This is a genomic window from Kluyvera genomosp. 1, assembly GCF_001266615.1.
Taxonomy (GTDB): domain Bacteria; phylum Pseudomonadota; class Gammaproteobacteria; order Enterobacterales; family Enterobacteriaceae; genus Kluyvera; species Kluyvera cryocrescens_A.
Map to the genome: position 1 here is coordinate 77938 of NZ_LGHZ01000005.1, position 14594 is coordinate 92531.

Sequence of the window (14594 nt, forward strand, 5' to 3'; positions counted from 1 at the left end):
GAATCAGCAGCTGTAGCGAATGAATACTGAAACCAACCACGACCAACCAGAAACACAAACTACGGGTGTCCGTTTGCGTAATGCCCGTGAACAACTCGGACTCAGTCAGCAAGCTGTTGCAGAACGCTTGTGCCTGAAGGTTTCCACCGTTCGTGATATTGAAGAAGATAAGGCGCCGGCTGAACTTGCTTCAACATTCTTGCGTGGTTATATCCGTTCCTATGCTCGTCTCGTGCATATTCCTGAAGAAGAACTGCTGCCGATGATGGAAAAGCAGGCTCCGGTACGGGCAGCGAAAGTTGCGCCAATGCAGAGTTTTTCTTTGGGCAAACGCCGTAAAAAACGCGATGGCTGGCTGATGAGCTTTACCTGGCTCGTGCTGTTCGTGGTGATTGGTTTAACCGTCGCCTGGTGGTGGCAGAACCATAAAGCGCAGCAGGAAGAGATCAGCACCATGGCCGATCAATCCTCCGTTGAGCTGAAAGCCAGCGGCAGCGAATCACAAAATATTCCGCTGAATACAGGTACAGACGCTATCTCTACCCCGGCGGCAACCGATACAACAGCTACCGCTGACAACAGCGCGGCGACGCCGGTTGAAACTGCACCAGCAGCGACCGCAGCGCCAGCGGATACTGCACAGAATAACGCCGTGGTGTCTCCGTCCCAGGCGAACGTTGACGCGACCGCAGGTCAGACGACCGCTACAGCACAAACCGCTGCACCAGGCGCGCTGCCAACCGACCCGGCGCAGACTGCTATACCGGTTGTCGATGCTAACGCGTTGGTGATGAACTTCTCCGCCGATTGCTGGCTGGAAGTGACCGATGCAACAGGTAAGAAACTGTTCAGCGGTCTGCAGCGTAAAGGTGGTAACCTGAATCTTGCAGGCCAGGCGCCATACAAACTGAAAATTGGTGCACCGGCTGCAGTACAGATCGAATTCCAGGGTAAACCTGTCGACCTGAGTCGTTTTATCAGAACTAACCAGGTTGCGCGCCTGACGGTGAATGCTGAACAATCACCGGCACAATAATAGACGCGTAATGCGGGAGATTTTTCATGCACAATCAGGCTCCTATTCAACGTAGAAAATCCACACGCATTTACGTTGGGAACGTGCCGATCGGCGATGGGGCTCCTATCGCCGTCCAGTCGATGACCAATACGCGTACGACGGATGTCGAAGCGACGGTCAATCAGATCAAAGCGTTAGAGCGCGTTGGTGCGGATATCGTTCGCGTATCCGTTCCAACAATGGACGCTGCAGAAGCTTTCAAACTCATCAAACAGCAGGTTAATGTCCCGCTGGTCGCTGATATCCATTTTGACTACCGTATTGCGCTGAAAGTGGCGGAGTACGGCGTTGATTGTCTGCGTATCAACCCGGGCAACATCGGCAGCGAAGAACGCATCCGCATGGTCGTTGACTGCGCGCGCGACAAAAACATTCCTATCCGCATCGGCGTTAACGCCGGGTCGCTGGAAAAAGATCTGCAGGAAAAATACGGTGAGCCGACGCCTCAGGCGCTGCTCGAATCTGCCATGCGTCACGTCGATCATCTCGATCGTCTGAACTTCGATCAGTTCAAAGTCAGCGTGAAGGCATCGGATGTTTTCCTGGCGGTTGAATCCTATCGCCTGCTGGCATCACGCATCGATCAGCCTCTGCATCTCGGCATCACTGAAGCGGGCGGTGCTCGTAGCGGATCGGTAAAATCAGCGATCGGCCTCGGCCTGCTGCTGTCCGAAGGGATCGGTGATACGCTGCGCGTGTCGCTGGCGGCAGATCCGGTTGAAGAGATCAAGGTGGGGTTTGATATCCTGAAATCGCTGCGTATTCGTGCGCGCGGGATCAACTTCATCGCTTGCCCAACCTGTTCACGTCAGGAATTTGACGTTATCGGTACGGTCAACGCGCTGGAACAGCGTCTGGAAGATATTATTACCCCGATGGATGTTTCCATTATCGGTTGTGTAGTGAACGGTCCTGGCGAAGCGCTGGTGTCGACACTTGGCGTGACGGGCGGTAATAAGAAAAGCGGCCTGTATGAAGACGGCGTGCGTAAAGATCGCCTCGACAATAACGATATGATTAGCCAGCTTGAAGCACGTATTCGTGCAAAAGCGACGATTCTGGATGAAACCAATCGTATCGATGTTCAGCAGGTTGAAAAATAACGAGATGGGAAGCGGCTTGCTTCCCGTGTATGATTGAACCCGCTGGCACTGTGGTGCTGAGGGTTCATTTTTATATATAAAGAGAATTAACGTGGCAAAAAACATTCAAGCCATTCGCGGCATGAACGATTATCTGCCTGGCGAAACCGCCATCTGGCAGCGCATTGAAGGCACACTTAAGCAGGTGCTCGGCAGCTACGGTTATAGCGAAATCCGTTTGCCGATTGTAGAGCAGACCCCGTTATTCAAACGCGCCATCGGTGAAGTGACCGACGTGGTTGAAAAAGAGATGTATACCTTTGAAGACCGCAACGGCGATAGCCTGACGCTGCGTCCGGAAGGTACTGCGGGCTGCGTACGCGCCGGCATCGAGCATGGTCTTCTGTACAATCAGGAGCAGCGTTTGTGGTATATCGGGCCGATGTTCCGCCACGAACGTCCGCAGAAAGGGCGCTACCGCCAATTCCATCAGTTGGGCTGTGAAGTGTTTGGCCTGCAGGGACCGGATATCGATGCTGAGCTGATTATGCTGACTGCTCGCTGGTGGCGTGCGCTGGGTATTTCTGAACACGTTAATCTGGAACTGAACTCCATCGGTTCTCTGGAAGCGCGCGCAAACTACCGCGATGCGCTGGTTGCATTCCTCGAACAGCACGTTGAAGTGCTGGATGAAGACTGCAAACGCCGCATGTACAGCAACCCGCTGCGCGTGCTGGACTCCAAAAACCCAGATGTTCAGGCGCTGTTGAATGACGCACCAGCGCTGGGCGACTATCTGGATGACGATTCTCGTGAGCACTTTGCTGGCCTGTGTGCACAGCTGGATGCTGCGGGTATTGCTTACACCGTTAACCAGCGTCTGGTTCGCGGCCTGGATTACTACAACCGTACCGTTTTCGAATGGGTCACCAACAGCCTCGGCTCACAGGGTACCGTTTGTGCGGGCGGTCGTTATGATGGTCTGGTTGAACAGCTGGGTGGTCGTGCGACCCCGGCCGTTGGCTTTGCCATGGGTCTTGAACGACTTGTTTTGCTGGTTCAGGCAGTTAATCCGGAATTTAAAGCCGATCCTGTTGTCGATATATACCTGGTCGCTTCAGGCACCGATACTCAGTCAGCTGCAATGCGTCTGGCCGAGCAGGTTCGTGATGCGTTACCGGGCGTGAAGCTGATGACCAACCACGGCGGCGGCAACTTTAAGAAGCAGTTTGCACGTGCTGATAAATGGGGTGCTCGCATTGCCCTGGTGTTGGGTGAGTCTGAGGTTGAACAAGCCACTGTTGTCGTGAAGGATTTGCGCTCTGGTGAGCAGACAACCGTAACGCAGGAAGGCGTTGCCGCGCATTTGCGCACTATTCTGGGTTGATCTCCAGAACATTATTATCAGGAGAAGGGCTGCGTGGAAATTTACAATAACGAAAATGACCAGGTTGATGCGATCAAACGCTTCTTTGCTGAAAATGGCAAAGCGCTGGCCGTTGGGGTGATTTTGGGGATCGGTGCGCTGGTTGGCTGGCGTTACTGGAATTCCCATCAGGTAGACTCGGCCCGGGAATCTTCCGTGGCTTATGAAAATGCCGTTTCTTCTCTGTCCTCAGGGAAACCAGAAGCGCTGGCCTCTGCCCAGAAGTTTGCGGCAGAGACGAAAAACACCTACGGGGCGTTTGCTTCTCTGGAACTGGCGCAGGCCTTTGTTGATAAAAACGATCTTGCACAGGCGGAAAAGCAGCTTCAACAGGGTTTAGCCGCTGCGGCTGATGAAAATCTGAAGTCCGTGATTAATCTGCGCCTGGCGCGCGTTCAGCTGCAGATGAAGCAGGCTGACGCGGCGCTGAAAACGCTGGAAGGCGTGAAAGGTGAAGGTTGGACGGCGATTGTTGCTGATTTACGCGGGGAAATCCTGCTCAGTAAAGGTGACAAACAGGGTGCTCGTGCAGCGTGGGAAGCTGGCGCTAAGAGCGATGCATCACCGGCGCTGAGTGAAATGATGCGCATGAAAATTAATAATTTGTCCGTCTGAGAGGGACCCGATGCAATTGCGTAAAGTACTTTTGCCAGGACTGCTTTCTGTCACTCTGTTGAGTGGTTGTTCGTTATTCAGCGGCGAAGAAGACGTTGTTAAAATGTCTCCTCTGCCTACTGTAGAAAACCAGTTTACGCCATCGACCGCATGGGATGTTTCCGTCGGTAGCGGTATTGGTGATTTCTATTCGAACCTGCATCCGGCTTATGCCGACAGCGTGGTCTACGCGGCCGATCGTAAAGGCACCGTTAAGGCCGTAAATGCTGATGACGGTAAAGAAGTCTGGTCCGTGAACCTGGCGGAAAAAGACGGCTGGTTTAGTCGTAAACCCGCGCTGCTGTCTGGCGGTTTGACCATCGCCGGCGGTCACGTATACGTGGGCAGTGAAAAAGCGCAGGTCTATGCGCTCGATGCCGGCACTGGCGCTATCGTCTGGCAGACCACCGCAGCGGGTGAAGTTCTGTCTCGTCCAACCGCAAGCGATGGCCTGGTTCTGGTACACACCAGCAACGGTCAGCTGCAGGCACTGGATGAGAACAGCGGTGTCGTCAAATGGACGGTGAACCTGGATATGCCTGCGCTGTCTCTGCGCGGTGAATCTGCACCGGCCGTCGCCTACGGCGCAGCCATTGTGGGCGGCGACAACGGTCGCGTGAGTGCGGTACTGATGCAGCAGGGCCAGCTTATCTGGCAACAACGTATCTCTCAGGCTACCGGTTCTACTGAAATCGACCGTCTGAGCGACGTAGATACCACACCGGTTATCGTGAATGGCGTTGTTTACGCCTTAGCCTACAATGGTAACCTGACGGCGCTGGATCTGCGCAGCGGCCAGATTCTGTGGAAACGCGAGCTGGGTTCGGTGAACGATTTCATCGTCGACGGCAACCGTATCTACATTGCCGACCAGAATGACCGCGTACTGGCGCTGACCACCGACGGTGGCGTTACCCTGTGGACGCAAAGCGATCTGCTGCACCGTCTGCTGACCGCTCCGGCGCTGTATAATGGCAGCCTGGTTGTGGGTGATAGCGAAGGTTACCTGCACTGGATTAATCCAGAAGATGGGCGCTTCGTTGCCCAGCAGAAGCTTGACAGCTCTGGCTTCCTGACCGAGCCGGTTGTTGCTGACGGTAAACTGCTGATTCAGGCGAAAGACGGTACGGTTTACGCGATTACGCGTTAACGTCTGTCGTTTTTTTCAGCAATGGACGGCTCCTGTTTAGTCAGGGGCCGTTTGCTATTTGTATTGCTACTGATTTTTATGCCCGATGGCACTTCACTTATCGAGCCTGCTCCAACCGCGCAGACCGGATAAGCGAAATGCCACACGGCAAAGCAAATTGTCACAAATTTTGAGTATATGAGGCTTTATCATGGTTCCTGTGGTCGCGCTTGTCGGGCGCCCTAATGTCGGAAAATCCACGCTCTTTAACCGCTTGACGCGCACTCGTGATGCGCTGGTCGCGGATTTCCCGGGTCTGACTCGTGACCGTAAGTACGGTCGTGCTGAAGTTGAAGGGCGTGAGTTTATCTGTATCGATACCGGCGGTATTGATGGTACGGAAGAAGGTGTGGAAACGCGCATGGCTGAACAGTCGCTGCTGGCGATTGAAGAAGCCGACGTTGTGCTGTTTATGGTTGATGCGCGTGCGGGGCTGATGCCTGCGGACGAAGGTATCGCTAAACATCTGCGTTCGCGCGAAAAGCCAACCTTCCTGGTCGCGAACAAGACTGACGGGATTGACCCGGATCAGGCCGTAGCCGACTTCTGGTCGCTGGGTCTTGGTGAGATTCACGCAATCGCTGCTTCTCATGGTCGTGGCGTGACAACGCTGCTGGAAACCGTTCTGCTGCCGTTCGTTGACGACGTCAACCCACCGGAAGAAGTGGACGAAGATGCGGAGTACTGGGCGAAGTTTGAAGCCGAGCAGAACGGCGGTGAAGTTGAAGAGCCAGAAGATGACTTCAACCCGCAGGATCTGCCGATCAAAATTGCTATCGTAGGCCGCCCTAACGTTGGTAAGTCAACGCTAACTAACCGTATCCTCGGCGAAGACCGTGTGGTGGTTTACGATATGCCGGGCACCACCCGTGACAGTATCTATATTCCAATGGAACGCGATGAGCGCGAATACGTGCTTATCGACACCGCGGGTGTGCGTAAGCGCGGGAAAGTGACTGATACGGTTGAAAAATTCTCCGTTATCAAAACGCTTCAGGCTATCGAAGACGCCAACGTCTGTCTGCTGGTTATCGATGCCCGTGAAGGTATCTCTGACCAGGACCTGTCCCTGTTGGGCTTTATCCTCAATAGTGGGCGCTCACTTGTCATCGTCGTCAACAAGTGGGACGGCCTGAGCATGGAAGTCAAAGAGCAGGTGAAAGAAACCCTGGACTATCGTCTGGGCTTTATCGACTTTGCTCGCGTGCACTTCATCTCCGCACTGCACGGCAGCGGCGTCGGCAATCTGTTCGAATCTATCCGTGAAGCGTATGACAGTTCTACCCGCCGCGTAGGTACGGCGATGCTGACACGTATCATGAGCATGGCAACCGAAGATCACCAGCCGCCTCTGGTGCGTGGTCGTCGCGTGAAGCTGAAATATGCTCACGCCGGTGGTTACAACCCGCCGATCGTGGTTATTCACGGTAATCAGGTCAAAGACCTGCCGGATTCTTACAAACGTTATCTGATGAACTATTTCCGCAAGTCGCTGGATGTTATGGGTACACCTATCCGTATCCAGTTCAAAGAAGGGGAAAACCCGTATGCGAACAAACGCAATACGTTGACTCCGACTCAGATGCGTAAGCGTCAGCGTTTGATGAAACACATCAAGAAGAGCAAGTAATTAGCCAATAAGGTTAATGACTGCTAAATGTGATGAAAAGCCCGCGCGATGCGGGCTTTTTTATTGCCTGGTACCGTTTTTATCATTGGGCCAGATGACGGTGATTTGTGGTAAAAAAGTGCTTACAAACAATGATGACTAAACGCAACGGAGCAGAAATGAGAACGCAAAAACGGTGTCTGGGGCATATCGCGGTAGTGGTCGATGATTACGACCGTGCCATTGAGTACTACACGGATAAGCTCGGCTTTACCCTCGTGGAGGATACGCCGCAGCCAGGGAAACGCTGGGTTGTGGTGACGCCGAATCCGGAAAGCGACTGCCGTATATTGCTGGCTCGTGCCTCAAATGAGAGACAAACGGACTTTATCGGCAACCAGTGTGGCGGTAGGGTGTTTTTATTCCTGCAAACGGATGATTTTTGGCGTGATTACCATCAGATGAAAGCAAAAGGTGTCCATTTTTGCGAAGAGCCTCGCGAAGAAGAATATGGCACCGTGGTGGTCTTTGAAGATTTGTATGGTAACCGCTGGGATCTCTACCAGAATGCACTCGAGCAGTAAGGTGCTTTTAGTACTGTAGAGTGGCTCGGCGCTCGCGTAGCCGAAAATTATCGTCCAGACTGATAGCAAAGACATGGTCTGGGCGGGCATTGTGCTTTACACTGCGCGCTGCAAAAACTGAGTAGATAAACGATTAAGTAGGCGGTAATGGCGATGAACGGAACGATCACAACCTGGTTTGAAGATAAAGGTTTTGGCTTTATCAAAGATGAAAACGGCGATAACCGCTATTTTCATGTGATTAAGGTTGCCAACCCTGAATTGATTAAGAAAGATGCGGCGGTCACTTTTGAACCGACGACCAACAACAAAGGCTTGTCGGCGTATGCGGTGAAAGTCGTCCCGGAAAGCAAGTATATCTATATTGCAGGCGAACGAGTTAAGCTCACGGCTATCAAATCTTACGTGGTTTACCGCGAAGAAGTGCCCGCAGAGACGCGGATTGATAAAGAAAATGCAGTGCTGTCCGTCGGGGCGTTGATGAATAGCATCAAGCCAAAATCGGCGGTGAAGCCGGGTGATATGCGCTCAATACAAAAACTGGCAATCACTACCTTCCAGGGGACGACGTTAATCTTCTCGGAAGATGAAGTCGATATCGCTGAAACGGTAAAAATGCTGAAGGTCTGAAACCATTCGGACTCACCCTGTGCCAGATTTATTCACGCTCTTAAGCGGGATGCTGGCGCAGCGGGCGATAATTGATATAGACGTTAATCCGGGGAGTAATTTATGAACCATGAAGTAGACATCAAATATTATGACATCGCTGACGAGTACGCGACGGAATGTGTAAAACCGGTAAGCGACTCAGAACGTGATGCGCTAGCACACTATTTCCAGCTGCTGCTGACCCGCCTGATGAATAATGAAGAAATCAGCGAAGAAGCGCAGCAAGAGATGGCCCGTGAGGCGGGCATCGAAGAGCAACGCATTGATGAAATTGCTAATTTCCTCAATGAGTGGGGCAACGAGTAGTCTTTACTCTGACGACCCATCGCTAATAAGATAAACGCGGCGTGTTAATCATGCCGCAGATTTCCCCCCGCCGGTTTGGCATCACTATTTCGTTAACGCCGATGCTTGCGTATGGCAACGTAACGATTTTCTCACGTCGACATAACTCTTTCCCCGCACTCAAACGGTAATCCTCTCAATGTGAAGACGCGCGTTGACTTCGCTGCGCGTAACGCAGGATAGTTATCATTTTGCCACTATTCATCACTGACGATGGATATGACTAATGAAATCTCGCTGAAATTTATGGGGTCATTTATGGGTCACCGTTCCACCTCCGATTTTAACGTCAGCACGCAAATCACGCAGCTAGGCCGGGATGTCTCGAAGCAATCGGGCTTTGTGAACGCTCCGGTATACCGGGGATCGACGGTCATTTTCCCCACGGTTGACGATCTCGAGCATAATCGTGCCGAGTTCAATTACGGCACCATGGGCACGCCAACGATTTCCAGCCTGGAAAATGCCTGGAGCACGTTGGCGGGAGCGGCGGGAACCGTACTATCACCCTCTGGTCTTGGGGCGATCGCGCTCTCGCTTCTGACTACGCTTAAATCCGGCGACCATCTTTTGATGCCGGATAGCGTGTATCGACCCACGCGCAATTTCTGCGCTGGGATGCTGGCCAAAATGGGAATTGAGACCACCTATTATGATCCGCTGATGGGTGCCGAAATTGAGTCCTTGTTCCGGCCCAACACCACCACGCTGTTCCTGGAATCGCCGGGTTCACAAAGTTTTGAGATTCAGGATGTTCCGGCAATGACCCGGGTGGCAAAAGCCCACGCTGTCACCACCATTATTGACAATACCTGGGCGACGCCGATTTTCTTCCGCGCTCATGAACATGGCTGCGATCTGTCGCTGGAAGCCGGTACCAAATACCTTGGCGGTCACTCCGATCTGCTGATGGGGCTGGTGTCAGCCAACGAAGCGTGGTGGCCTAAGCTTCGCAAAACTTACGATTTAATGGCAATGCTGCCGGGAGCTGAAGACTGCTTCCTGGCGCTGCGTGGCCTGCGCACGATGCATATTCGACTCAAAGAAGCGGAAAAGCGTGGCCTCGAAATGGCGCACTGGCTGCAATCACGTCCAGAGGTTTTAAACGTTCTCCATCCTGCGTTGCCGGAGTGCCCGGGGCACGAGATTTGGAAACGCGATTTCACCGGCTCTTCAGGATTATTTTCCCTGGTGTTAAAGCCGGAATTCACCAAAGCCGGTGTGGCAAAGATGCTGGATAACATGAGTATTTTTGGCATGGGCTATTCGTGGGGCGGCTTTGAAAGTCTGATTATTCCATTTAATTGTGCCGACTACCGTACGGCAACGAACTGGCAGCCGGGTGGTTTAACGCTGCGGATACAAATGGGACTTGAAGATATGGACGATCTGAAAAACGATCTCGCGGATGGGTTTGAGCGGTTACGCTCGGTGTTGTGATGCAATTGGCCGTCGCGCGCAATATTTTGCGATGGCCGCTCACGCATAATAATTCGTGATACCACTTTCCTGTTTGTGAGTCCGAAATTATGAATATAGGTTTTGTCGGCCTGGGCGCTGTTGTTGAAACGGCCTGGCTCCCTGCGCTCCAACGGCTGTCTTTACCGGGATATAGCCTATGGGGTTATGACCTTAATGCCCAGCGCACGTTACCCGGCGTGACCTGCTGTGAGTCACTTGAGGGACTGCTGGCTAAGCCTATCGACACGCTATGCATCACCACCGCATCACTGCAACACTTACCGATTTTAGAGGCGGCATTAGCGACCCCGATACCGCAGATTGTGGTCGAGAAACCGATTGTCGCGACGCTTAGCCAAATCAGCCGCTTACGTTCACTGCTTTCAATGTCGGAAAATGCGCCGCGCGTACTTGCACTGGATCACTGGATGGCACGGGACGGGGCGCTGTGTGTTGCTCAAGGCAAAATGGATAAGCGCTGGCTGGCGGATGGCCAGGCCGTGTTAGCTGAACCGCCGGTCACCACGCTTGATGATATCGTTGGTATTGACGGCTTTCTGTTGGAGCCGAGCGGTTTTAATGCGGCTGGCGAACCTATTGCCCTCAACTTTGCTACCGGTGAACCGGATACCCGGCAATTTACGCATCCGGACGGGGTTATTGTGGATGTGGGTACCCACGTACTGGCGATGATGCGCGAGGCGCTGCGCTATCTTGGCGGCAGCGATGATCTACATCTGAATGTGCTGACAGCAAAAGACCGACTGGGAAGGCCGATTACCCACGGTGACTGGACAACAGCGGAGGGCGAGGCTCACCTGCAGGGGACGCTATCTGGACTGCCGGTTAATCTATGGCTCAATAAATATGCCGGGCCAGGCGTTGAGCGTAAGGGGATTCGCATCACTCTTCGCGATGGGCGGGTCATCAGCCAAAATCGCTGTCCGGGCGGTGAACGAGTCGAATTGATAACGGGTGACCGTGTGATGAACTGGACGCGGGAAGGGGCGGTTTACGCCCATTGTTTGGGAGAACATATTTTTGGTGCCAATAGCCTTTTTGCGCGAGCACCACAAGAAGTGGCCAGATTGACCCAGCGACGCATTGCCGAAGTGGAGGCGTTATTACAGCTTCAGCAGGGGCTTCGTGGCGTACACTAAAGTGCGAGCCGTGGTAAAATAGCGGCACAAAAAATAAAGTTAAGGAGTCGCTATGGAATTCATCTGCCCAATCTGTCAGACCTCGCTGGAGGTGCAGGGAAACCATGCGCATTGCCAGAGCTGCGAAAAAGAGTACACCCTCGAGGCGCGCTGTCCTGAGTGTCATAAACCGCTGGAAGTGTTAAAAGCCTGTGGTGCGGTTGATTTCCTGTGCCAGAACGGTCACGGTCTGGTGTCGAAAAGAAAGGTCGAGTGGGTTTCTGTCAGCGAATAAATTCGAAGTATGGCCGGGCGAACTGGCCCGGTTATTTGGCATCTCAGACGGCTTTTTTGCGCGCGCGGGTTTTCTTTTCCGCTGTCACCGTCGTAATTTCGCTCTCTACCCAACCATCGGCTAAGCGCGTGGTCAGCCGATCGCCCGCTTTGGCCTGTTTAGTCTGCTTCAGCACTTTGCCATCGCTGACGGTGGTGACGCTGTAGCCGCGTGCCAGCGTCGCCAGCGGGCTGACGGCCTCCAGATGGGTTACCGCGTTGCCAAAACGCTCACGTTGTTCGCTGAGACGGGTGCGAACGTTATCTGCCAGACGATATTCCAGCTGCTGGATGCGAGATTGCGCGCGGTGAATGCGCGGCTGTGGATTTTGCTGGTTCAAACGTTGCAGCACGCGCTGCTGACGCTGATTGGCCTGTTTGATTTGGTTTTCCAGCGCAAAACTCATGCGTTGGCGCAGCCGTTCCAGCGTGGTTTGCTGGCGAGCCAGACGCAGCTGCGGGTGCTGTTGCTGAAGGCGGTGGAACATCTGCGTAAAGCGGCGGCTGCGATTAGCAAGGTAGTAATCCATTGCCATGCCCAGACGCTGCTGAACGGATTGAATTTGGCGCAGTAATTCCTGCTGGTTGCGGCTCACGATTTCGGCCGCCGCAGATGGCGTTGGCGCCCGCAGGTCGCCGACGAAGTCAGCGATGGTCACGTCAGTTTCATGGCCGACAGCGCTGACCACCGGAATGCGGCTGGCAAAAATGGCCCGCGCGACGCGTTCGTCATTAAAACTCCATAAATCTTCCAGTGAACCGCCGCCGCGCCCAACGATGAGAACATCGCATTCATTGCGGGCGTTGGCCAGCTCAATTGCGCGGACGATTTGCATCGGCGCATCGTCACCCTGTACTGCCGTGGGATAAATCACCACCGGCAAAGAAGGGTCCCGGCGTTTGAGAACATGGAGAATATCGTGCAGCGCGGCCCCGGTTTTTGACGTTATCACGCCAATGCAATGAGCTGGGGAAGGAAGCGATTGTTTGAACTGCTGATCGAACAACCCTTCGGCCTGCAGTTTGGCTTTTAGCTGCTCATATTTTTGCTGCAACAGCCCTTCACCCGCTGGCTGCATGCTTTCCACAATAATCTGGTAGTCGCCGCGTGGCTCATACAGCGTGATATTGGCGCGTACCAGCACCTGTTGCCCGTGCTGCGGGCTGAACGTCACGCGGCGGTTACTGTTGCGGAACATCGCGCAGCGCACCTGGGCGTTATCGTCTTTTAAGGTGAAGTACCAGTGACCAGAAGAGGGCTGGGTAAAGTTTGAAATCTCGCCGCTAATCCACACTTGCCCCATTTCTTGCTCGAGCAGCAGACGAACCGACTGATTCAGGCGGCTAACGGTAAAAATTGAGGGGGATTGAGAAGGTAACATGTGAGCGAGATCAAATTCTAAATCAGCAGGTTATTCAGTCGATAGTAACCTGCCCAACGACGATCGCAAGTATTTTTTTAAGAAAAGTGTAGATGCAATCGCTTACGCTCTGTATAATGCCGCGGCAATATTTATTAACCTCCCAGGTGAGATATTGCCCATGCTACGTATCGCAAAAGAAGCCCTGACGTTTGACGACGTCCTCCTCGTTCCCGCTCATTCTACCGTTCTGCCGAACACGGCTGATCTTGGCACCCAGCTGACTAAAACTATTCGTCTGAACATTCCTATGCTCTCTGCGGCAATGGATACCGTGACTGAAGCGCGCCTTGCAATTGCACTGGCACAGGAAGGCGGCATCGGTTTTATCCACAAAAACATGTCCATTGAACGCCAGGCTGAAGAAGTTCGCCGCGTGAAAAAACACGAATCCGGCGTCGTGACCGACCCGCAGACCGTTCTGCCAACCACTACGCTGCACGAAGTTAAAGCGCTGACCGAGCGTAACGGCTTTGCAGGCTATCCGGTTGTGACTGAAGACAATGAACTGGTGGGTATCATTACCGGCCGTGACGTTCGCTTCGTGACCGATCTGAACCAGCCAGTCAGCGTGTACATGACGCCAAAAGATCGCCTGGTGACCGTTCGTGAAGGTGAAGCACGTGATGTGGTCTTCGCCAAAATGCACGAACGCCGCGTAGAAAAAGCGCTGGTTGTTGACGCCAGTTTCCACCTGCTGGGCATGATCACCGTTAAAGACTTCAAAAAAGCCGAACGTAAACCTAACGCGTGTAAAGATGAGCAGGGCCGTCTGCGCGTGGGTGCAGCAGTTGGCGCGGGTGCAGGCAATGAAGAGCGCGTTGATGCGCTGGTTGCCGCAGGCGTTGACGTGCTGCTGATTGACTCTTCTCACGGCCACTCTGAAGGCGTTCTGCAGCGTATCCGCGAAACTCGCGCTAAATACCCTGATCTGCAAATCATCGGCGGTAACGTGGCAACCGGCGCTGGCGCTCGTGCGCTGGCAGAAGCTGGCTGCAGCGCAGTGAAAGTAGGTATCGGCCCAGGTTCTATCTGTACTACCCGTATCGTTACCGGCGTAGGTGTTCCACAGATCACCGCAGTTTCCGATGCGGTTGAAGCGCTTGAAGGTACCGGTATTCCGGTTATCGCTGATGGCGGTATTCGCTTCTCAGGCGACATCGCAAAAGCTATCGCCGCTGGCGCCGCTGTTGTGATGGTGGGCTCGATGCTGGCCGGTACCGAAGAATCCCCGGGTGAAATCGAACTCTACCAGGGCCGTTCTTACAAATCCTATCGCGGTATGGGCTCTCTGGGCGCGATGTCCAAAGGTTCTTCCGATCGTTACTTCCAGAGCGATAACGCTGCGGACAAACTGGTACCAGAAGGTATCGAAGGTCGCGTCGCGTATAAAGGTCGCCTGAAAGAGATCATTCACCAGCAGATGGGCGGCCTGCGCTCCTGTATGGGGCTGACCGGCTGTGGTACCATTGACGAACTGCGTACGAAAGCTGAATTCGTTCGCATCAGCGGTGCGGGTATCCAGGAAAGCCACGTTCACGATGTGACCATCACCAAAGAGTCCCCGAACTACCGCATGGGCTCCTGATAAGTTTCCGCGC

Annotated in this window: 14 protein-coding genes; 13 read left to right on the forward strand and 1 reads right to left on the reverse strand. The window is 53.6% G+C overall.

Translation table 11 applies throughout. The annotated features are described in order from the left end of the window. The first annotated feature begins 19 nt into the window (after window positions 1–19). The 12 genes from rodZ to KP80_RS04030 all read left to right on the forward strand — a co-directional run bounded on the left by rodZ (window position 20) and on the right by KP80_RS04030 (window position 11534). Window positions 20–1036: a cytoskeleton protein RodZ gene (gene rodZ / locus KP80_RS03975; RefSeq protein WP_052282292.1), complete on the forward strand. Its 1017-nt coding sequence runs from the start codon at window positions 20–22 to the stop codon at window positions 1034–1036. Between the two features lie 26 nt (window positions 1037–1062). Then, window positions 1063–2181, forward strand: a complete 1119-nt coding sequence (ispG, locus tag KP80_RS03980; RefSeq protein WP_052282293.1) for a flavodoxin-dependent (E)-4-hydroxy-3-methylbut-2-enyl-diphosphate synthase — start codon at window positions 1063–1065, stop codon at window positions 2179–2181. A 91-nt stretch (window positions 2182–2272) separates the two neighbouring features. Beyond that, window positions 2273–3547 carry a histidine--tRNA ligase gene (hisS, locus tag KP80_RS03985; RefSeq protein ID WP_052282294.1) on the forward strand — a complete coding sequence of 425 codons (1275 nt, stop codon included), beginning with the start codon at window positions 2273–2275 and terminating at the stop codon, window positions 3545–3547. Window positions 3548–3580: 33 nt separating this feature from the next. Beyond that, entirely contained in the window at window positions 3581–4201 is a 621-nt protein-coding gene (locus KP80_RS03990; protein WP_052282295.1) for a YfgM family protein, read from the forward strand. A 10-nt stretch (window positions 4202–4211) separates the two neighbouring features. Then, window positions 4212–5390, forward strand: a complete 1179-nt coding sequence (bamB, locus tag KP80_RS03995; RefSeq protein WP_052282296.1) for an outer membrane protein assembly factor BamB — start codon at window positions 4212–4214, stop codon at window positions 5388–5390. A gap of 190 nt (window positions 5391–5580) precedes the next feature. After that, the gene (gene der, locus KP80_RS04000; protein WP_052282297.1) at window positions 5581–7059 is read left to right on the forward strand and encodes a ribosome biogenesis GTPase Der; all 1479 of its coding nucleotides are present in this window, start codon (window positions 5581–5583) and stop codon (window positions 7057–7059) included. A 158-nt stretch (window positions 7060–7217) separates the two neighbouring features. Then, window positions 7218–7622: a VOC family protein gene (locus KP80_RS04005; RefSeq protein ID WP_052282298.1), complete on the forward strand. Its 405-nt coding sequence runs from the start codon at window positions 7218–7220 to the stop codon at window positions 7620–7622. Between the two features lie 147 nt (window positions 7623–7769). Continuing rightward, a complete protein-coding gene (locus tag KP80_RS04010; RefSeq protein WP_052282299.1) occupies window positions 7770–8252 on the forward strand; it encodes a cold-shock protein in 483 nt (160 codons plus the stop codon). 102 nt (window positions 8253–8354) lie between these two features. Continuing rightward, window positions 8355–8600, forward strand: a complete 246-nt coding sequence (locus tag KP80_RS04015) for a DUF2543 family protein (RefSeq protein ID WP_052282300.1) — start codon at window positions 8355–8357, stop codon at window positions 8598–8600. 297 nt (window positions 8601–8897) lie between these two features. Then, window positions 8898–10079: a cystathionine beta-lyase gene (gene metC / locus KP80_RS04020; RefSeq protein WP_052282376.1), complete on the forward strand. Its 1182-nt coding sequence runs from the start codon at window positions 8898–8900 to the stop codon at window positions 10077–10079. An 89-nt stretch (window positions 10080–10168) separates the two neighbouring features. Continuing rightward, window positions 10169–11260: a Gfo/Idh/MocA family oxidoreductase gene (locus KP80_RS04025; protein ID WP_052282301.1), complete on the forward strand. Its 1092-nt coding sequence runs from the start codon at window positions 10169–10171 to the stop codon at window positions 11258–11260. 52 nt (window positions 11261–11312) lie between these two features. Then, window positions 11313–11534: a zinc ribbon domain-containing protein gene (locus tag KP80_RS04030; protein WP_052282302.1), complete on the forward strand. Its 222-nt coding sequence runs from the start codon at window positions 11313–11315 to the stop codon at window positions 11532–11534. A gap of 43 nt (window positions 11535–11577) precedes the next feature. On the opposite strand, the gene xseA is transcribed toward KP80_RS04030, so the two are convergent. Continuing rightward, window positions 11578–12954, reverse strand: a complete 1377-nt coding sequence (xseA, locus tag KP80_RS04035; RefSeq protein WP_052282303.1) for an exodeoxyribonuclease VII large subunit — start codon at window positions 12952–12954, stop codon at window positions 11578–11580. A 160-nt stretch (window positions 12955–13114) separates the two neighbouring features. On the opposite strand from xseA, the gene guaB reads away from it, so the two are divergent. Next, window positions 13115–14581, forward strand: a complete 1467-nt coding sequence (gene guaB / locus KP80_RS04040) for an IMP dehydrogenase (RefSeq protein WP_052282304.1) — start codon at window positions 13115–13117, stop codon at window positions 14579–14581. Window positions 14582–14594 lie beyond the last annotated feature (13 nt).